Genomic DNA, 21729 nt, shown 5'->3' with positions numbered 1-21729 from the left:
GCTCATAAGACTGGCCTGTTAACGGGTCTTTACCACATAGAAAGGCTCTCCTGACACAGCGAGAGATGCAATGGTAGTATTTTGTGTCAACTAAGCTGATCTGGCTTTTCCGTGCCGTTGGCATTTTATGTCCTTATCCTTGGGGCAGATAAAAAGCATAGATAGTGGAAGTCAGGCAGGCAAGTTTTTGGGAGGTCAGCTAGTCATTCGAAGTATGACAGACAAGCTTTGAAATGGGTGTCTGCCGTCTTCGGAATGGGTGTCTGCCGTCTTCCCGTGCCGTCTTCCCGATTTTTTGCCGTGTGTTCATCACATTGATTTTGCATATCAATATCTTGAACCCCCTGGACTAAGGCGCTAAGTACCTGGGTTAATTTAACATTTAAACCTTTTACGGAATCTTATCGTCTAAGGAATGATATTCAAAATATATTAAAAGGAAAAAAATGAACCGATTCATAACCCAAACTAAATCAATGATATTGGTTATTTCATTAATGGCAGCGTTGGCCTCTTGTAAAAGTCATGATGCAACAGATTTTGAATCAAACACTAAACATGAGCTCATAGAATTTATTGATGGAAATGTTGGGCAGGTCGTCTCAATTTCGATTGTAGACTCAGGAAATACTCACCAATATCATTTAGGGACGTTAAGTAATGGCGATATGCCTAACAACCAAACAATATACGAAATTGGCTCTTTAACCAAAACTTATACAGGGTTAGTTGTTGCTAAGGCCATTCTTGAAGGGAAAGTTGAGCTTGATAAAGATATCCGTCATTACCTTAAAGGTAAAAAATACAAAAACTTAGAGCTGTCTAACCAATATATAACTTTACGACACCTTTTGACCCATACTAGTGGTCTTCCAGGAGCTTTTGCTGTTAGTCGTGAAGATATTGAGCAAGGCAGATATTTTGAAAAAATATCAAAATACTCCAGAGATGACTACTTTGATGATCTGAAAAAAGTGCAGCTTAACTCTAAACCTGGTGAGGATTACCTATATTCGAACGTTGGTACTAATTTAGCCGGATATATTCTGGAATCAGTCTATCAAAAACCTTTTGAGTTGCTAGTTTCTGAAATGATCACGAGCAAGTCTGGAGAGCTGGGAACGAAATTTAGACGTACAGAATCCGAGGTAAGTGAAGTGACAGTCGGTACCGATGGAAATGGCAATCAAATGCCCTTGGCTAGTGCTTATTGGTTTGCTAGTGGAGGATTAACTTCAAACGTTGAGTCTGTCACACGTTATATGCAACACCAGTTATCCTCAGAGCCTGAGGTGGCTATTTCTCATCAACTTTTGGAAGAGAGTTGGACGGGCCATGGCTCGGCATTTTATTGGTACACAACTAAAGATGATTCCAATGAACTGATGCTTTATCAAAGTGGTGGCTCAATGGGCACATCAAGTTGGCTGGCCATTTATCCAAATAAAAATGTTGGCATTTTCATCGTAACAAATTTAGCAGAGGAAAATACTCAACCAAAGTTAGAAGCTATTTCAGATAAGGTTTTTGACTATTTGATGGCATATAACAAAGCCTCAAAGTCGGATGCGTAACAGTAGGCCAGTTCTGCTTCGCTGCATACTTAGAGGAGGGCACGAATTTAGGAATGGATGCCTGTCGGTTTGCCAGCCCAGTGGAACTGCAAGACAGGCACCCGATTAGCGCTACTCATAAGGCGCACATGAATCTGGAGGCAGTTTTTTCTGAGTATATCGTGTAGGCTAGAAGCCTCACGTATGGTGTTATTATCTGGCTGGTTTTTGGCGATATGAACTAAGTCAAACAAGGCGGAGCGTGTTCATCATATGAGTTTGAACTTTCAATATCTGGGGATTCCTCAGACTACGGCGTTATACGCTTTCGGAATATCAAAAGGAATAATGTGTATGAAATTAGCACAGTTGAACATAGCGTTAGCAAAATATCCTCTAGACAGTCTGGAAATGAAAGATTTTGTCGATAATTTAGATCTAGTCAATGGAATAGCAGAAAGTAGTGAAGGGTTTGTTTGGCGCCTAAAAGATGAGTCAGGTGATGCAACATCAATAAAGGCCTTTGATGACCCAAATATGATTGTAAATATGTCGGTTTGGGAATCTGTAGATTCATTGAAAAATTTTATGTTCCGCACTCATCATCGTGATTTTATGCGCAGAAAAAGCGAGTGGTTTCATCGTTTGCCGGAGGATACGTATGTTCTTTGGTGGATCGAAGATAATCAAATCCCTGATCTCAGCGACGCCATAGAGCGATTGGAACACCTAAGAAAAATAGGTGACACGGCTTATGCATTTACTTTTAAGGCTAACTTTACTGAGAGTGAAGCAAAAAGTGTATGTAAGGGCCTTGTTGATTAAATCCACCATAAATAACACAAAAAAACACAGACACCCATCTGTACCTGTATCTTGTATGTTTCGCTATGTTCAAAACTTATGTATAGAGACCAGTTTTGGAATGGGCGTTTGCTAGTTCTCTGAGAAAATGGAGTTAATTTGGAAGATAGAATAATAGGTTCTTTGGTAGGGCTTGCTTGTGGCGACGCAGTAGGCACTGCGTTGGAATTTGCGTCAAGAGGCTCTTTTGAGCCAATTGAGGATATGGTCGGTGGCGGTCCTTTCAATCTAAAGAAAGGGCAGTGGACCGACGACACCTCGATGGCGTTATGTTTAGCTCATAGCCTGCTCCGTAAGAAAGCGTTTGATCCAACTGATCAAATGAATCGCTATTGTGATTGGTATCGTGATGGTTACATGAGCAGTAACGGAAAGTGTTTTGATATTGGAATGACGGTATCTGACGCGCTGAGAAAGTACCTGGAAACCAGGAATCCTTTTAGCGGTTCTATCGACCAGTTTTCATCCGGCAATGGTTCCATTATGAGATTGGCGCCGATACCCATATATTATTTCGGGGATATTGATGCTTGTATAAAGTATGCGGGAGAAAGTTCACGAACTACGCATGGTTCTCCTCTGTGTATTGAATCTTGCGAGCTTTTTGGCTATTTAATTCACAAAGCGTTCAACGCTAATAGTAAGAACGAAATATTCCAAGCCATTCCTGGCAACTTTTGCGCTGAGTTGCTGCCGATATCTGAATTCAGCTTTAATACTTTGGAATACATGGAGCTCACTGGCAGTGGCTACGTGATTGAAAGCTTGATCTCTGCACTTTGGTGCTTTTACCATGGCGAAAACTTTAAGGATGCAATATTACTCGCAGCGAATATCGGAAACGATGCAGATACAACAGCGGCAATATGTGGGCAAATTGCAGGAGCTTATTATGGGTATAGTGACATACCTAAAGAGTGGCGAGAATCAATAACAATGGCCGGTGAAATTAAGCAGCTCGCTTTGGATTTATATCGAGCGGGACTTGCCAGCTAACAAGTGGGTCGTGCGGGTGCCTGACAGCGTCGCACTATCAGGTGTTATATGTCTATGGACACATCTATCATCTATGAAAAATTAGAGTTTTATCGAGAACAGTATTTAGCTCAATCAATCGGTTTGTGTGTTGATAAAATTGTTTCAATTAACAATAAGCAGTTCACGCTCAATATTTGGCTTGATCATGATTCAAGTTTCGAATTAGTAGTATTTATGCTGACTGAGTCAAAACTTCTATTTAAAAGTCACTACTGTTTAGGTTTGAGAAAATTACATAAAAAACAAATTGAGTACCTTACAAATGAACAATTATGGGAGATAGGTATCCCGTAGTGAGCAAATAAAAAATTACTTAAAACGGGGCAAACCAATTGGTTTGTTTTGTTCATCGCTAATGTGAGCCAAGTATTCACATGTCTATTAGACAGGTTTTAGGCTTTACACTCTCAGGAGCATGCGTAGTTCCACAAGTTTGTTCAAGTGCGAGTGTTGTAACACGATGTAATGGTTTTAGTTATAGTGTCGGCACACAATGCCGCTATGAACTATTACAAAAGGAATAAGTCGCTATGTCTTTGATCGACGACCTGAAACACCTGTTTGAACCTTTCGCCTCCAATCCGCCAATTATACTTAGCCCTGATGAATGTCGTGACCAGTATGACAAATCACGTCAAGTTTTTAATCGCAGATTTGATTTTATGCCCAGTGTCATTGTGCAGGTTAAAGATACGGCACAGGTTGCTGCGCTGATTGAGCATGCAACCAAGAATGATATTGAAATCGCTGTTAAGTCTGGTGGTCATGACCATGAAGGTGAGTGCGTTGCAACTGGCAAGCTACTGATAGATTTTAATCTGATGGACAGTGTTAATGTGTATCAGGCCAGTTTGCCATCCAGTGCTGGACAAGTTTTTGGTGTGCGTATTCAACCCGGTGCTATCTTTGAGAATATTAAGACAAAGCTCGATGAATATCATTTTGGTATTCCTCATGGCACGTGTCAGAGTGTAGCAATTGCTGGGTATACCATGGGCGGTGGCTGGGGACCCTGGACACGCAAGTATGGTATGGGGTGTGAGCGATTGGTTGGTGCAACCATAGTGCTTGGTGATGGTTCTGTGAATTACTTGGGTGAGAGTGCAGAGCTCAATCAGGAGCTCTGCTTGTCGGACGATAAAATACGCAAGGACCCGGATCAAAACAACAGTTTATTATGGGCACTGCGAGGTGGTGGCGGACTTAGTTATGGTATCGTTACTGAGTTGGTTTTCAGGCCTTTCAAATTACCTTCTATTGCGCAGAGTTTTGTGATTAAAAGCGACTCATTTCCGGCGCTTGAAAAGATCAAGGCTGTTGACATTATCGCGGCCTGGGAGCAGTTAACTGCACCTGGTCAAAATCCAAACCTGATCGGTACTAACCTCAAAGTGAATGCCAAGGGGGTGAAACACGCATCCGAAATCAGTGAAAACGCACTCCTAAGCTGGCAACTGAATGGTCATTTTGGTGGTACGAAAACTGAACTGGAAACCATGATGACACAGTGGGCTTACTATTTGGTATCTCTAATTAATCAGGACCCTTGTTTAACTGATAGCGAAAAGCAACAGCAAGCAAATGATGTCATTCATGAATTCAACGAGTTTTATCAGAGAACTTGTGCACATGCAGTAGAGTTTAATGCAGCGACTAATAGCACAGGGTACTCTCTGGACTTTGATAGCTGGGACAGGGAGGTAGGTGGTATTCAGCTTGAAACAGACGAGCCGGCACCACACAAGATTACGTCAAGGATGCCCACTCAAAGCTGGGGAAGTGATGGCCGAAAAGCGCTGGTTAAGTCACTGCAATCTACCTTGTTATACGCAGATAAAACTAACAGCAATATTGCGGCTTACATTACCTTGGGCGCTATCAGTGGCCAGTATTATGCAGATAAACAGCAATTATCAGAACAGGATAAAGTGAGCTGTGCTTTCCCCTATCAGGACAGGCCCTTTACGATCCAGTATCAGGCGTGGTGGGATCAGCCGGAGCAGGGTAATGACCCCGAAGATGTCGCAAAGCAGATCTCAACGCGGTTTTATGAAAACAGAGCGCAAGACTGGATTGAGTCGTGCCGAAGTTTTGATATACCAGACACGAGAGGGGCATTTATCAGCTTTAAGGATGCAGCAGTGAAAACCGAAGATTACTTTGGTGACAGCTATGAGTCGCTAATTGGCGTTAAACTCGACCAGAGTCAGGACTCCAAATGCCTGTTTAGAAGCAGAAAAACCATTATCTAACAATTCATAGTTATTGGCTGGCGCAGGGCCAGCCAATAGCCATTCCACTCAGGTGATGGTCGATTTGTTTACCCAGTATTCGAGCTTTTCTGTTACTTTGGCAGACTCTATGGGTTTTGTTATATAGTCATCCATACCCGCATCCAGGCACTTTTGCCTGTCGCCTTGCATTGCGTTTGCCGTCATTGCGATGATGGGGATATCGGTATAATGATTGCCAGCCTGAGCAGAGCGAATACGACGGGTGGCTTCATAGCCGTCCATTTTTGGCATTTGGCAATCCATCAATACCAGGGTATAGACTTGGGTTTCCGTGTCACGCAGTTTGTCCAATGCCTCTATGCCATTTTCTGCAATGTCGATTGTTACGCCCAGGTGCTCTAAGATCCGCGTTGCAACTAATTGGTTTACTTTATTGTCCTCGACCAGCAATACATGGGTGTCTTTTGCCCATGGGAAGTTTTGTATATCGTCCTGATCTGGTTTGTGGCTGGGTTTGGTACCCTCTTCCAGACTATTAGTGGGCACTAAGCCAGACAGTGCTTTCATCAAATCGTGTTGGGTAGCTGGTTTTGTGAAGTAGCCATCCAGGGGCACCGGGCTTGATTCAACCGCATCAAACTGTTCATCCAGTAGCGTCATCATGATGAGCTTTAGCTGACTAAGCTGGCGGTTTTGTCTGATCTCATGGGTCATTAACTCACTACTCATTGTGGGCAGTGTTCTGCTGAAAAACACAATGTCAATGCTGCTTGCAGAGAGTATCTGCAAAGCCTGTTCTGCGCTGTGCGCTTCGCTAACTTGTACTTCCCAGCGCTCGAGCTGATGCTTTATAACTTCATTACTTGAGGTATCCGAGTCCACTAGCAGAGCATGGATGTTCAATGACGAAAATGCGGGGGCATTTGGTTCTGTGATCTCACATGGGTTGACCTGACATGTGAATTCAAAACAACTGCCGCTCCCAACGGTGCTAGAAACAGACACATCGCCACCCAGCAACTGGCATAGCCGTTTGGTTATACTCAGACCCAATCCAGTCCCGCCATATTTTCTGGTGGTGGAAGCATCAACCTGAGTGAAGGAATCAAACAAGCTTGAAAGCATCTCTTCGGGTATGCCAATCCCGGTATCCTGAATGCGACAAGTGAGCAGGGTTTTGTCTTCACTGATAGAATGAGTCAAAGACGCGCTCATCACGATTTCGCCTTGCTCAGTAAACTTAATTGCATTACTCAGGATGTTTGCCGCGATTTGTCGGATCCTGCCTGGGTCTGAATTAACCATGGCTGTTTGGATACCCGTCAGGTCGATGACTAAGCCGACGCCTTTCGTTTGAGCGCCGAGCGCCATGGATTCAGCCAGCTGCTCAAATAGCTGTCTGACATCGAAATCGATGAACTCAAGTTCCAGTTTGTCAGCCTCAATCTTAGAAAAATCCAGAATATCGTTGATCAGGCTCAGTAAGGAGTGAGCACTGTTACTGGCAATGCCGACAGAATGCGCCTGCTCAGGTGTCAATTCGCTGTGCTTGAGAAGCTCCAGCATGCCCAGCACCCCGTTCATTGGGGTTCTTATCTCATGACTCATGTTGGCTAAAAATTCAGATTTCAGTCGGGTTGCTTGCTCTGCTTTTTTGAGTGCAGCTTCAAGTTCCATCGCTTGTGACTTCAAAGAAGCCGTTTTCTGTGAAACTTGCTCTTCGAGTTGCACTACGAATTGCTTTTGGCGATTGATTTCCGCTTTTTGCATGCGGGTGCGCAGATAGATGACGGTAAAAATAAGCAAAGCACATGCTATGGCATAGAGTGTGTAGGCCCACCAGGTTTTCCAGGGCGGTGGGGCAACGTGTAAGTTAATAGATAACAGTTGCTCGCTCCATTCACCTCTACTATTCGTGGCTTTTACCTGAAATGTATAAGTTCCACCATCCAGATTTGTGAACGTGGCTGAGTTTCGGTTGCCAATGTCTATCCAGTTGTCGTCATAGCCTTCAAGTTTATAGGCATACTGGTTTTTATTAGGCGACACAAAATCAAGCACGGAAAACTCAAGAGAAAAAATATAATCCAGGTAGGTGAGGTAGATATCTGTGACGTATGAATAGGGTTTGTCGAGCTTTACAGACTGGCCCATTTTATTAAAGCCCGTCAAGATAAGCGTTGGGTCTTTGAGGGTTGATTGCAAAGGACGTGTGCTGAAATATTCGATACCGCGTTGGCTACTGGTAAAGAGCAGGTCTCGTTTGGCTTTGACCAGGCTATCGGAGTAGTAATTTAATCCAAGCAATCCATTATGGCTGTCAAAATTACTCACTTTCCCCGTAGACGGTGAAAACTTAGTGATGCCTCGGTTTGTAGTTAGCCATAAATTACCTCTCATATCGTCAGAGATAGCGCGGATCAAGTTGCTTGGCAGGCCATTTTGCGTGCTAAAGTGCGTAAAGTTGTTTGTCTTGGCCTGATACAGGTTGAGCCCTTGCTGGGTGGCAATCCAGATCTGCCCATCCTGGGTTTGGTAGATATCCTGTACAATGCTGCCAAGCAGGCTGTCTTCACGATATGGGTTATTCACAAAGGGCTGAAAAATTTGCTCTTTTTCAAGCCACAAGTTTACACCATTACCGGTGCCGACCCACATGTTGTGGGTATCATCTTTGTATATGGTTAGCACTTCTGGGTGTGACAAGCCATAGGAGGTATCGAGGTGTCTGAAGGTGCTAGTGTCCGGGTTATAAATGTAAACTCCGTTTTTGTATGTACCTACCCAGAGGTTGCCTTGTTTATCAACGGCAAGCGCTCTTATTTCTCTAAATTGCCTGTGATTTGGGTCATCCTTTGGATAACGAATAATTGTCACGTCACGTGTATCCAGGTTGAACTGTGCTAACCCTTCATCCTGCGCGACCCACAAAGTGGCATCGCCATCAAGATGTAAAACCGGGCGCTCAAGGAGTCGATTTTCACTAAAGCCGTTAGATTCATTAAATAGCGGCTCAGAAAGGGGGTGTAGGGTTTGAGATGCAACATCCCACCTGAGCAAGTGAGAAGTCGAATTGACAACAAGCAGGTCTCCATTTTTATCTGCAGCAATTCCATTTGGTGCTTTGAGCATTGAATTGCTGATGGATTTGAATTTACGATGTGGGACCAGTTTAAAAATACCGTGTACTTCATTAGTGATCCACAGCGTTTTGGCATTGTCTTCAAATATTATCCGCATGCCATTATTGTACTCAAGTTCCAGTTGCACTAATTCTTCATTTGACGGGTGCTGCCTGAATACGCCTTTACTGGTAACAAACCAGATATAACCCTCCTGATCCTCAATCATTGAGTTCACCTGTCCGAGGTCGGTGCCATCTTGAGCGCCAATTTTACTGAACTCAGCACTGGCAGGGTCGAATGCAAAAGGTCCTTGCTGGGTTCCGACGTATAGTTTGCTATGCGACGTTTTTAAAATGTGCCTGATTTCATTGGTGCCAGTGGGGGTGGTGTTTGTTGGGTCAGGGAAAAAATAGTTAAAGCGTTGCGTGGTTTTATCGTAGAGGTTCAGGCCGTAACTGGTCGCTATCCAAAGGCGGTCCATACCATCATTTTCGATGTCCCATATTCGATTGTGAGACAGGCCGGTGACTGAGTCAGTGCTTTTACTGACGTGCTCAAACTTACCCTCTCCCAGGTATCGATTAAGGCCACTATCATATGAGCCCAACCAGATTGAACCATCCAGATCATGATATAAAGACTGGATCCGGTTTGCTGAAATTGAGGTTGGCTGTTTAGGGTCATGAAGAAAGTTCTCGAACTGTCCGGTCTTTGGGTCATAGCGATTAGCACCTCCACCCCAGGTGCCAATCCATATGTCGCCATTTCTATCTAACATCAGGTTGCCAGCATCATTGTGTGACAAGCCGCTGTCACTTTGACCATCAAACTCAAACAGAGTGACCTTACGGCCATCATAGCGCATCACACCATTCTCAGCAGTACCGAACCAGAGTAAGCCTTGCTGATCTTGTATTATTGAATAGATTTCGGATGAGACAAAGCCGTCCTCAGCAGTCAGCTTTTTAACTGAGTATTGATTAGCAAGTACTGGGATGTTGCCAAAACACAATGCTGGCGCAACAGCCATCAAGACCAAAACGATATAGACTACAAAAAGCCGTTTACCCAAATGCATGATTGGCAACCATGAAAGATGCTTAAAAAGCGTAACTCGTGTTACTAGGCTAGTAGAAATTGCGTTCGATTTCTATGCATTTAGTTGTTTATACTGTTAAAAATTTATTATTTGCTGAGCAGGTTTCAGTCTATCCCAATACTGTTTATGCCATTAAGCAAAATAGTGCCGACATTTATCGGTCTATTGCTTTGGAACGATGTCAAAACGATTGAAACATGAACGCAACCTTGATGGTTTCCAGCACTCTCTCACACTTTGCCACATTCGCTGACAACAAATACATACTTAAACGAGTCCCTGGCTCCTATCCTAGTGTGCAGATGTTTAGACAACTTAGTTATCACCACATACAAGGATAGAAAAATGAAAGCACCAACAGATCATACTACTAACTTAAAGCACTTAGCATCTCAAGTGCTGGACAATGTTAACTTTGAAAGTATCAAGGATGTGACTGATATTGTTGTTATCGGGGGTGGGTTAGCCGGGCTGGCGGCGGCAAAGCAGTTGTCAGACCAAAACCGCTACCACTTTAAGCTACTTGAAGCAAAAAGCCGGGTTGGTGGGCGGACCTTGAATCAACAGCTGACAACAACAGGCGGGGAGCGCCATATTGTCGATGGCGGTGCACAGTGGGTAGGTGCGACACATATTCATATGCAATCTCTAATTGCTGAGTTGGGGCTTTCGACCTTTACAACGCCACAGGAGGGGGAGCCAATATCGCAAGATGACCTCCCAGCGCAAGTTCAAAATGAATTGGCTACAATACGTGCAACCCTTAATAGGTTGGCGGCAAGCTTACCCATACATGCACCCTGGTTGGCCCAGAGCGCTCAGGCCTGGGATGGTCAAACTGCCTATGATTGGTGTGTGGGCCAAGGTTATTCCGCCACTGCGATAGAAGAATTGGATTATTCCGTCCGCTCATTTTTAGCAGCTCCGATCGCACAAATCTCCTTTTTATTTTTACTCCACTATATACGAAGTGCTGGCAGTATTGAGCAACTAGAAGTCATCACCGGGGGGGCGCAGGACCGTATTATCAAAGAGGGAGCACAGTCGATTTGTCTGGCGCTGCAACAGCAGTTGGCAGAACATGTGCAATTTGATGCTGTGACCAAAGTAGAGGAACACGGCGAATTTTGCCTGGTCAGCTGCCAGAGCGGGCAAGTTATTTTGTGTCAGCGTGTGATATTCGCTATGGCACCCAGTTTACTCGGTAATATTCAGTTCGAGCCGCCGTTGTTATCGAATAAAAGGCAGCTTATTGAGCAATGGGATACGAGTGAAGGCAGCATCAAGGCCCACCTGTTATATACTCGACCATTTTGGCGTGCGCAGGGCTTGAGTGGTATTTCATTCATCCCAAACGAGGTGCTGACCAGTACTTTTGACTGTTCCCGTAACAGCAATGGACCGGGTTTACTTACCGTATTTGTAAATAGTAGTGACGCAATGCGCGCGTTGTCGCTGGATGAACGCAAGGAACAAGTGCTTGCAGTTCTGAGCCAATTCTTTGGCAATGAGGCATTTGAGGCTGTGGATTATGTGGAGACAGACTGGCAGGCAGTACCTTATCAGAGGGGGTGTGAATCTCCTCTTGCGGTTGGCAAGCTCACTCAGTTCGCCGATAACCTGAAAAAACCGCTCGGGTCTTTTCATTTCTGCGGAACAGAAACGGCAGACATCTGGACAGGTTATATGGAAGGTGCGGTTGCTTCAGGGTATCGGGCAGCGGAAGAGGCTGCCCAGGCACTGGATCACCAGCTGCTTAGCCTGTAATCTCATTTGTAGATGACTTTGTCATTGATGCAAGGGGCTAAACGTGCGTTTTAGCCCTTATTTAAGCCGGTCCGTTGAGTGACTTTTCCATTGCTTCACGCATTTTGAACTTTTGTAGTTTTCCAGTCACCGTCATGGGGTAAGTATCTACAATACGTATGTGTTTGGGGACTTTGAAGTAGGAAAGCTTGTCTTGTAAGTAAGTTCTAATGGCTTGCTCATCAACATAATGATCCGGTTTTAGTTGAAGCCAGACGCAAACTTCTTCACCATATTTTTCATCGTTGATCCCAAATACCGCCGCATCCTGAATGTCAGGGTGATGATACAAAACTTCTTCAATCTCCCGGGGGGAGATGTTTTCGCCGCCGCGGATGATCATGTCTTTGATGCGTCCCACAATAGTGACATACCCTTCGTCATCCATTACACCCAGATCGCCAGAATGCAACCAGCCTTGTGCATCTATGGTTGCCCGGGTTTTGGCATCATCCTGCCAGTAGCCTTGCATGACACAATATCCTCGAGCACACACCTCGCCGGGCACGCCCCTGAGAGTAAGCTCACCACTTTCATCAATGATTTTCACTTCAGTATGGGCAATGGCACGACCGACAGTGGTCACTCGTTTAATCAATGGGGCCGACACTTCAGTAATATGATTAATGGGGCTGCATTCGGTCTGGCCATAGCCAATTAAGATGTCTGTCATGTGCATTTTTGTCTGCACATCACGCATCACTTTTTCCGGACAAGTGGCTCCCGCCATGACACCGGTTCTGAGTGAGCTCAGGTCGAATTGATCAAACTGCTCGTGCTCCAGTTGTGCGATAAACATAGTAGGCACGCCGTGCAGTGCCGTACACTGCTCGGCCTCGACGGTTTGCAGTGTCAGAAGCGGATCGAAAGCATCGTTGGGGAACACTGCGCAAGCCCCCTGGCTGAGACAAACCAGGTTGCCCAGCACCATACCGAAACAGTGGTACAGCGGAACCGGAATACAGAGCTTATCCTGCTCTGTAAGTTGCATGGTCTGCGCAACCAGGTTGGCATTATTGAGAATATTACGATGGGTTAATGTTGCGCCCTTAGGGTTGCCGGTTGTTCCTGAGGTAAACTGGATATTGATGGCGTTGTCGGGGCTTAATCTGGCTCCGATAGTGCGCAGGGTGTTGTAATCTTGATCTGACGCGAGAGAAAGCAACTGATTGAAATCACACAACTCTGTTGGGGTTGGCTCTCCTTGCTGGGGGATCACCACAACATGGGTCAGATCAGGCAGTGTAGGTGCGCATAGCTCACCAAAAGAATGCTCTTCCAACTGCGGGGCGAGCTCTTTAAGCATATCGACATAGTGACTGTGTTTGAACCGGGTGGCCATAATGAGCATCTTACAGCCCGCATTATTGAGCGCAAACTCCAGCTCGGCAGGGCGGTACGCCGGATTCAGACACACCATAATGGCACCGATCCGCGCTGTGGCAAATTGCACGAGAGACCACTCAAGGTTATTGGGCGACCAGAGTGCAACTCTGTCGCCAGGCTGGATCCCGCAATGTAACAGGGCGGCTGCCAGTTCATCAATACGCTTAAGGTACTCTCGGTAGCTGAGGCGCTGTTGCTGATGGCAAACAACAATTGCTTCACGGTCGCCGAACTGTTCGACAATGTGCTCCAGAAAGCCGCCAATGGTTTGATCAAGTAAAGGCGTGTCAGAGGGACCTCGGTGATAACTGAGGGTCGGGTTCATTGCTGATGTTGTCATTATCTACTCCTTGTTGTTGTCATTGCTTTTTACTATCCAGTGCACCTGCGAAACCAATCAGGGAGCTTAAAATGGTAATAAGCTATAACTCAAAGAAATAACAAAGTTTGCCCCATTGCAAGCGAGAGCCGATGGATCGGCATGAAATTAGACTAATGGCTAAGGAAACAGGGTGAACAGCCAGCAAGGAAACCGTTATCAAAAGTAAGCGGATGGGCTTAGGAAGACTATTCAGGTAAAAAATAAAAAAGCGCCGGCACTCATTGAGTGATCGGCGCTTGTATTCGACCTGGAAAGTTAGGCCAGATCTTCTTTAGTATCTACATGCTCAGCTTTGTGCTGCTGTGCAATCTCTTCACTGAGTTCCTGTTTAGAGCGTTTCTCAGAAACACGTCTCGCCGTTAACCAGTAGAAGAATAGGGGCAGGAAGAACACTGCCAGGAAGGTTGCAGCAAGCATGCCGCCCATGACCCCGGTGCCTACACTATGACGCGCACCCGCACCTGCGCCTGAGCTCAATACCAGAGGTACTACGCCCAGTATGAAGGCCAGCGAAGTCATAATGATAGGGCGGAACCTCAGTCGTGCTGCTTCCAGTGCAGCAGCTGCCGGACTCCAGCCTTGCTGTGTCTTCATCAGTGCATACTCAACGATCAGAATGGCGTTTTTACTGGCCAGACCAAGTAAGGTGACCAGGCCAATCTGGAAGTAAACATCATTGGTTAAGCCTGCAACCCAGATGGAAATAAGTGCGCCAAAGGTACCAAAAGGTAGTGCCAGTAACACCGAAATAGGCAGAGACCAGCGCTCATACAGTGCCGCCAGGATTAAAAATACCATCACAACAGCCAGTCCAAGTGCCAGACCGGTTGTACCTGAGCTGCGCTTTTCCTGATAAGCGGAGGCCGTCCATTCAAAGGTCATATCCGGTGGCAGAACTTGTTTTGCGATACGCTCAAACTCTGCAATGGCCTGACCTGAGCTATATCCCGGCGCTGCGTTACCCATCAGCTTAACTGCTGACAGATTATTGTAGCGCTGCAAGGTTTCCGGTCCACGGCTGTACTCAATGTCAGTAAATGCTGAGATAGGCACCATTTCGCCACGGTTGTTTTTCACATAGATACGGCCAACGTCTTCTGGCGTCATACGGAATTCTGCCTCGGCTGATAACAGCACTTGCCAGGCTCGGCCAAATTTATTGAAGTCATTGACGTAATAATTCCCCAGATTGGCAGCCAGTGCATTGAATGCTGAATTGATATTCACGCCCATAGCACGAGCCTGTTCCCGATCCATGTGAACTTTCAGCTGCGGTGCATCCGGACGCCACAGCGTCTGAATACCCGCAAGTATCGGACTCTTTTGTGCTTCGCCCATTAGCATTTGCATGCCTTGTTTGAGACGTTCAGGGTCGGTACCCGCTTTATTTTGCAGGTAAACTTCAAAGCCCCCGGTGGTGCCCAGGCCAAATATAGCAGGGGGATTGAAAGCCAGAACCAGCGCTTCGTTGATCCCTGCGGTCTTCATAAATAACTCGCCAACCAGTGATTTCGTGTCGATTTCGCGCTCATCCCAGTGTTTTTGTGTGATGAACAGCGTTGCGGCACTGTTTTTGTAACCGCCACCAATAAAATCAAACCCTGTAAAAGCAACCACGTTTTCATTGGCCGGATTAGACTGGGCGGCAGCAACGACTTCCTCAACTACTGCAGCAGTGCGCTCCAGTGACGAACCATCGGGCAGGAACACCGCGGCGATGTAGAAGCCCTGATCTTCATCCGGAACCAAAGAGCCTGGAGTTTTTTGCCATATAAACATGGTTGCGCCGACCATAGAGGCCATCAGCACCACACCAAGCAAGCCACGTCTTATCATAAAGCTCACGGAGCCCACATAACGGCCGGTGACGCGCTGGAACCAGTTATTGAACCACAAGAAGAAGCCCGCGGTTTGCTTGTGCTCATGTTTGAGGATCATGACGCACAGCGCCGGGGTCATCGTCAGCGCGACCACACCTGATAAACTGACGGATATGGAGATGGTAATCGCAAATTGTCTGAACAACTCACCCGTTAAACCACCCAAAAAAGCGATAGGGACGAACACTGAGCACAATACCAGCACAATAGCGACAACAGGGCCGCTTACTTCCTGCATCGCTTTAATGGCCGCTTCACGAGCATTAAGGTGTTGCTCGTGCATGATCCGCTCGACGTTTTCCAGTACCACGATGGCATCATCAACGACGATACCAATAGACAGCACCATACCGAACAGTGTTAGGGTATTGATGGAATAGCCGAGCATATACAGTCCGGCAAATGTGCCTAATAAAGAAACAGGGACTGCCAGAGTCGGAATTAAAGTGGCGCGCCAGTTTTGCAGGAACAGGTAAACGACCAAAAATACCAACACCATGGCTTCGACCAGGGTGATCAATACTTCACGAATGGACACTTCCACAAAGCGTGTAGTGTCGTACGGAATACCGTGATCCAGGCCAACAGGAAACTGTTGACGAAGCTCTGCTATCACGGATTCTACTTCGTTCGCTACATCCAGTGCATTGGCACCCGGTTGTAAAAATACGCCCAGCAGTACGGCATCTTTACCATTAAAGGTACCGGCAAAATTGTAATCTTTGGAGCCCAGCTCAACACGCGCGACATCTTTAAGACGCAGGGTAGAGCCATCCGGGTTTGCGCGAATGATAATGGCTTCAAATTCTTCAGGCGTAGATAAACGACCCTTGGCGGTTACGCTGTACACTAACTCCTGAGGTTGGCTGCTGGTTGGTGTGGCACCTATGGTACCCGCCGCATACTGTGAGTTTTGCTCACGAATGGCTGCGGTGATCTCTTCAACAGTAACACCAAGCTGACTCATAAGATCAGGGCGGATCCAGACACGCATGGCGTAATCTTTGGCACCGAATATTTGAACGCTGGTGGTGCCGGGGATACGTTTAATACGGTCCAGGATATTCATGGTGACGTAGTTTGATGTCCACAAGCTGGAACGCGTCCCATCCGGCGAATAAAACGCATGGACCTGTAAGAAGCTGGATGAGCCTTTCGCAACAACCACACCCTGACGGCGTGTCTCTTCCGGCAAGCGCGCTTCAACTTGTTTTACCCGGTTGTTGACGTCTACTGCAGCCTGGTCAATATCGGTGCCTATCTCAAACGTCACTGTGATAGTGGTTGTGCCAGAGCTGGTACTGGTTGACTCCATGTACATCATGCCCTCAACGCCGGTGATGGCATTTTCTATCGGAGCTGCCACTGTCTGCTCCAGGACATCGGCAGATGCGCCAGGATAAAAAGCTGTTACCTGAACCTGCGGCGGTGCGATCTCCGGGTACTGAGCGATAGGCAAGGTACGCATTGCGGCCAGACCTGCCAGTACGATGACTATTGAGATCACAAATGCAAAGATCGGGCGATCAATAAAATACTTAGAGAACATACGATTATTCTCCTTCGCCGCTCACGCTAACTGGCATTCCTGGGAAGAATATGCGCGCCATACCTTCAACGATCACAGGCTGGCCAGGGGTCAGGCCCTGTCGTATCACCCACATGTTTTTGCCATCCAGGTTGACCCATTCACCTACCTCAACTGGCGCAGGCAGCGCAACGGTCATGCCTTGTTCGTTTTCAGTAGCAAGATAGACAAATTTACCTGTGCCGTTGTCTAGTACGGCACGTTGCGGCAGCACAATGGCGTTATTGCGCACTGCACCGGACAAACGAACGCGGACAAACTGACCAGGACGCAGCTCACCATCCGGATTGTTGATCCGGGCCTGTAATTCACTGGTACCAGTAAAACGGTTTACCCGGACATCCGAGAAATCGACTTTGCCTGAATGCGCATAGACTGAGCCATCCTGAAGCACTATGGTGGCATTAAACTCATTATTCTTAGGCAGGCTCAGTGTGCCATTTTCAACATCCTGTCGCATAGCCAGCTGCTCTCGTTCAGAAAACCCAAATCGTGCCCGCATCTTGCCGGTATCGGTGAGTTCACTTAACAGTACGGTCGGCCCGGAGACATAGCTGCCCTGAGATACGAACTCTCGACCCATGATCCCTGAGACAGGCGCTTTAACCTGCGCATATTCTAAATCCAGTTGTGCTTCACTGAGTGCTACTTTGGCAGAGTCCAGATTGGCGATGGCAACTTCATAGGCGGAAACGGCGTTATCAAAATCGCGTTTTGAAACGGAACGCTCATCTTTGAGTCGTTCAAGCCTGTCTTTCTCACGTTTTGCCTGTGCTACATTCGCTTTAGCGGCATTGAGGTCGGCTTCTGCTTTGTCTCGTTCAAGCTGCAAGGGACGAAGCTCAATGGTAAATAAAGAACGTCCTGCTTTAACGTACTGGCCCTCTTCAAAGTTACGCGACTCAATGAGACCGGACACGCGCGCTCTGATCTCAACTTCTTTATCACCGGCAAGTGTGGCTGGCAGTTCGATGTTGAACGGCACACTTTGGGTTGTGACCTTGTTGATACTCACTTGCGCAGGTGGCATGGATGGACCTCCCTGGCTTTGAGGTGCCTCGGAGCAGGCAGAAATAACGAGTGCAGACAATACTGCTGTTGCCAGGTGTACTACACGACTGCTGTTATGGGCTGGATACATGTACACTCCAAATCCTGATTAAAATTTTTTATTCCTGAGTAGAGGCAAGTTTACCTCTCATTTATTGGGTTTTCTTTTGCATTTTTCGCTGGCGTGGTTACAAACCAATCAAGTAAGTGTAGCACTGCTTTTTAACTTGCGTGTGCTGCATCATCATTGCGAGATTTTGCTTTAATGCCAGTGAATATCTTGCCGTGCTTCGCTCTGTTTACACCAAAGCAGAACGAACCGAATGAATAAAAAGCACCGTTTATTGCCTATGAAGCATGATTTATCAGCAGGCTGCACAGTGCTGAGATAGTTCGACAATAGTGCAAGTATACGCAAGTGTATACTTAATCAATCTGGAGGTAAACGGCCCCGTGTACTTTTATTTGGTTGTGTATACGAAATCGTTTACTTTAATGTTGGACCTTTTTAAGTTAAACTGCTGTTAATTTTGAACTGATGACCGAGTCGATGACCCAGCTTACTGAAAAACAACAGGCTATCTTAAGTGCAGCGGTAGAAGAATTTGCACAACGGGGTCTACAGGCGACCACAATGGAAGCAATATGCAGTGCTGCCGGGGTATCCAAACGCACTTTATACAAGCATTATGCAACGAAAGAAGCCTTATTTGATGCTGTGGTTATTTCGCTAATTGAAAGAATACAGCCTATTACGACCATTCAGTTTATCCCTAATTATGATTTTGAAGTACAGCTACGGCACCTGGCCGACAGTGCCGTGTCCTTACTGTCGGATAAAGACTACATTAAGCTGTCACGCATAGTGATGATTGAGTCTATGCGTTGCGAAGCACAGGCAGACAGGCTCAATAACAAGTTCAGTCAATGCGAGGCAGCCATGAGCCTGTGGTTTGAAGAGGCCTCGCGGGCAGGCTGCCTGGGTACTTTCTCAGCGCCATTTGCTGCTGCTTTTTTCTGGGGTGCATTAAAACGGCTGACGTTTTGGGATCAGGCGATCCGCTGGCAGGCACCTCTGGCTGAAGCGGATCTGGATGCGTTTGTTGATCAAGCCTGTCAGTTGTTTTGTGGTGGTATAAAATACGTCACGCAACAATAGACCTGACCCGCGCGGCTTTGGTTATTCAACGCCAATAAACCCACCGGTTTGATGTGCCCACAGTTTGGCGTAAATGCCATTCTGTGAGAGCAGTTCATCATGTGTACCTTGCTCAACAATTTGGCCCTGATCCATCACTATCAGCCGGTCCATTTGCGCAATGGTTGACAGGCGATGTGCAATAGCAATCACGGTTTTGCCCGTCATCAAACTGTCTAAACTATCCTGAATCGCCGCTTCTACTTCGGAGTCTAGCGCCGCAGTTGCTTCGTCCAGAATGAGAATAGGGGCGTTTTTAAGTAATACTCTGGCAATGGCGATACGCTGACGTTGTCCTCCGGAGAGTTTAACACCGCGCTCACCGACCTGGGCATCAAGTCCAGTGTTACCTTCGTTGTCTTCAAGCGATTTTATAAATTCACTTGCTTCGGCTTTGTCTATGGCCTTAAGTAAGTCATCTTCACTCGCATCGGGGCGGCCATATAGTACATTATCCCGCACGCTTCGATGTAGTAGTGCTGTATCCTGGGTCACCATCGCAATGTGCGCGCGCAGGCTTTCCTGGTCGACCTGCGAAATATCTTGTCCATCTATTTTTATGGTGCCTTGCTGAACGTCATAAAAGCGCAGCAGTAAGTTGACCAAAGTCGATTTGCCGGCACCTGAGCGACCCACAATGCCGATTTTTTCGCCCGGGGCAATCGTCAGGTTTAGTCCCTGAATAACGGTATGCTGCTCCGATTGCTGCTGGCGTTTGTAGGCAAAGTGCAGATTGTTAAATATGATTTCGCCCTGCGTTACGTTTAAGGCCGGGGCATTGGGCTGATCCTGGACATCCAATGGTTTGGATAAGGTATTTTTACCATCGATGACGGTACCTATGTTTTCGAACAGGCTGGATACTTCCCACATGATCCACTGAGACATACCGTTCAAACGCAAAGCTAGGGCAATGGTAATCGCGATGGCGCCACTGCTGATTGCACTGAGTGACCATAGATAGAGCGAGCCAGCCGCGACACTGAAGACCAGTAGGAAATTCAGTGTTTGTATGCTGACATTCAGTTGCGTTGCTAGCCGCATTTGGGCATATACGGGTTCAATGAACAAATTCATACTGTCACGGGCATAAGTTTCTTCCCGTTTGTTGTACGAGAACAGTTTAACTGTGGTTATATTGGTATAGCTGTCGACTATACGACCGGTCATTTGCGAACGTGCATCGGCCTGCTTGCTGGCTACCTGTTTGAGCCGTGGAACAAAATAGAACTGCATACCGATATACAGAGCCAGCCATATCAGCAAGGGGATCATCATTCTTATATCACTATCGCTGACAAGCGCAAGCATGGCACCAAAGTACACAATGACGTAAACAAGCACATCCAGCAGTTTCATTACAGCCTCGCGGATAGCCAGCGCTGTTTGCATGACTTTGGTTGCAATGCGTCCGGCAAATTCGTCCTGATAGAAGGACACACTTTGCTTGAGCAAATAGCGATGTGCCAGCCATCGAATAGCCATGGGGTAATTACCCAGCAAACTTTGATGTAATATTGCGCTGTGAAAAAATACCAGGCAGGGCAGGCCAATGAGCGTAATTGCGGCCATCATGGTGAGTTCCTGACGTTTCACTTCGAATAATTCGGCAGGCGGATATGCCTGCATCCAGTCAACCAGCGTGCCCATGAAGCCAAACAGCATGACCTCCAGTGTGGCCAAGATAGCAGCGCTCAGTGACATGAGTAGCAGTGGCAACTCCATTCCTATAGTATAAAATCGGCAAAATGCCAGTAACCCCTGGGGTGGCTGTGTTGCCGGGCGTGACGGGAATGGGACGGTGAATCGTTCAAAGAACCTAAGCATAGTGCCTCCTGCATGATGACAGTGCCGAAATGACCCTGCAAGTAGATGAGGTGTGCAAACGTAGACTGTTCAGAAAAAGCACACACCAAGCGTACTTTATAACTCAGAACCTGTAAGAAAACCAAGTGACAATTTGAAAAAAGTGAAAGGGGAGAGTGTGTTAGCTAGTTATGCAAAGAGAAAGCCCGGCATAATCGCCGGGCCAGTAATTATTCTGCCTGCTCGGCGTCTTCATGACCGTAAGTCTTACGCATAATGAACACGTAGGCGTTGTGAAACGCTTGTTCCTGATACTTTTTCAGGCCAGTATCGGCGAAGTCAACAGGCACAGGGTTACGTTTAAGCTGCTCTTTCACTTCCGTGGAAGACAATAACTTCACATCAGTGTCTTCTATTAGCTGGATCGCTGCTTCCATTTTAAAGCCCGCTGCGCTGCCCGCAAACTTGCCTTTATGGGCACGTTGACGGATGGCAATAGAGTCAATTTTGTAATCTTCTACCAGTTTGGCAAAATCGAAGTGGAATTTGCGCATTGCGTCTGTGTCCTGGCCAATATTGCCAAGTGTAAAGCGAGTCTGGCGAATATCGCGAATATCAAAAACGTCTTCTTCTTTGCTCAGAAGGCACAGCAGGGCCTCGCTGCCGGTAATCTCTACACCGAGTGTTCTCATTGTTGGTTTCCCATTAACTGGTCAAATA

General features: G+C 46.6%; 12 protein-coding genes and 1 pseudogene. 6 read left to right on the top strand and 7 right to left on the bottom strand.

Annotated features, from left to right (window positions below; translation table 11 throughout):
- Nucleotides 1-124, bottom strand: a pseudogene (locus MHN31_RS15000) (transposase); the annotation flags it as partial.
- 322 nt (nt 125-446) lie between these two features.
- Between MHN31_RS15000 and MHN31_RS14995 the strand changes: the two are divergent.
- The 4 genes from MHN31_RS14995 (at nt 447) to MHN31_RS14980 (ending at nt 5707) form a co-directional block, all read left to right on the top strand.
- Nucleotides 447-1574, top strand: coding sequence for a serine hydrolase domain-containing protein (locus tag MHN31_RS14995; RefSeq protein ID WP_239444618.1), 1128 nt, complete (start codon nt 447-449; stop codon nt 1572-1574).
- 333 nt (nt 1575-1907) lie between these two features.
- Nucleotides 1908-2378, top strand: a complete 471-nt coding sequence (locus MHN31_RS14990; RefSeq protein WP_239444617.1) for a DUF3291 domain-containing protein — start codon at nt 1908-1910, stop codon at nt 2376-2378.
- A 138-nt stretch (nt 2379-2516) separates the two neighbouring features.
- Complete coding sequence (locus tag MHN31_RS14985) at nt 2517-3413, top strand: ADP-ribosylglycohydrolase family protein (RefSeq protein ID WP_239444616.1); 897 nt, start codon at nt 2517-2519, stop codon at nt 3411-3413.
- 572 nt (nt 3414-3985) lie between these two features.
- Nucleotides 3986-5707: an FAD-dependent oxidoreductase gene (locus tag MHN31_RS14980; RefSeq protein ID WP_239444615.1), complete on the top strand. Its 1722-nt coding sequence runs from the start codon at nt 3986-3988 to the stop codon at nt 5705-5707.
- A 48-nt stretch (nt 5708-5755) separates the two neighbouring features.
- Here MHN31_RS14980 and MHN31_RS14975 read toward each other — a convergent pair whose 3' ends face one another.
- Nucleotides 5756-9892, bottom strand: a complete 4137-nt coding sequence (locus MHN31_RS14975; RefSeq protein ID WP_239444614.1) for a hybrid sensor histidine kinase/response regulator — start codon at nt 9890-9892, stop codon at nt 5756-5758.
- Between the two features lie 366 nt (nt 9893-10258).
- Here MHN31_RS14975 and MHN31_RS14970 point away from each other — a divergent pair, with 366 nt between their 5' ends.
- Nucleotides 10259-11680 (top strand): NAD(P)/FAD-dependent oxidoreductase, encoded by a 1422-nt coding sequence (locus MHN31_RS14970; protein ID WP_239444613.1) that lies wholly within the window; start codon nt 10259-10261, stop codon nt 11678-11680.
- A 61-nt stretch (nt 11681-11741) separates the two neighbouring features.
- On the opposite strand, the gene MHN31_RS14965 is transcribed toward MHN31_RS14970, so the two are convergent.
- The 3 genes from MHN31_RS14965 to MHN31_RS14955 form a co-directional block, all read right to left on the bottom strand.
- Complete coding sequence (locus MHN31_RS14965; RefSeq protein WP_239444612.1) at nt 11742-13445, bottom strand: AMP-binding protein; 1704 nt, start codon at nt 13443-13445, stop codon at nt 11742-11744.
- Between the two features lie 297 nt (nt 13446-13742).
- The gene (locus MHN31_RS14960; protein ID WP_010387206.1) at nt 13743-16916 is read right to left on the bottom strand and encodes a multidrug efflux RND transporter permease subunit; all 3174 of its coding nucleotides are present in this window, start codon (nt 16914-16916) and stop codon (nt 13743-13745) included.
- A 4-nt stretch (nt 16917-16920) separates the two neighbouring features.
- Nucleotides 16921-18096, bottom strand: coding sequence for an efflux RND transporter periplasmic adaptor subunit (locus tag MHN31_RS14955; protein ID WP_125559762.1), 1176 nt, complete (start codon nt 18094-18096; stop codon nt 16921-16923).
- Between the two features lie 459 nt (nt 18097-18555).
- On the opposite strand from MHN31_RS14955, the gene MHN31_RS14950 reads away from it, so the two are divergent.
- Entirely contained in the window at nt 18556-19164 is a 609-nt protein-coding gene (locus MHN31_RS14950) for a TetR/AcrR family transcriptional regulator (protein ID WP_125559760.1), read from the top strand.
- 21 nt (nt 19165-19185) lie between these two features.
- Here the strand turns inward: MHN31_RS14950 and MHN31_RS14945 are convergent, their stop codons facing one another.
- Nucleotides 19186-21030: an ABC transporter ATP-binding protein gene (locus MHN31_RS14945; protein WP_239444611.1), complete on the bottom strand. Its 1845-nt coding sequence runs from the start codon at nt 21028-21030 to the stop codon at nt 19186-19188.
- A gap of 209 nt (nt 21031-21239) precedes the next feature.
- On the bottom strand, nt 21240-21701 hold the full coding sequence (locus tag MHN31_RS14940; protein WP_010387199.1) for a DUF3010 family protein: 462 nt from the start codon (nt 21699-21701) through the stop codon (nt 21240-21242).
- Nucleotides 21702-21729 lie beyond the last annotated feature (28 nt).

Origin of the sequence: Pseudoalteromonas sp. McH1-42 (assembly GCF_022347845.1) — a bacterium.
Classification (GTDB): domain Bacteria; phylum Pseudomonadota; class Gammaproteobacteria; order Enterobacterales; family Alteromonadaceae; genus Pseudoalteromonas; species Pseudoalteromonas rubra_D.
Note: the sequence above shows the minus strand (reverse complement) of the source record. Positions and strands in the feature narration are given on the sequence as shown.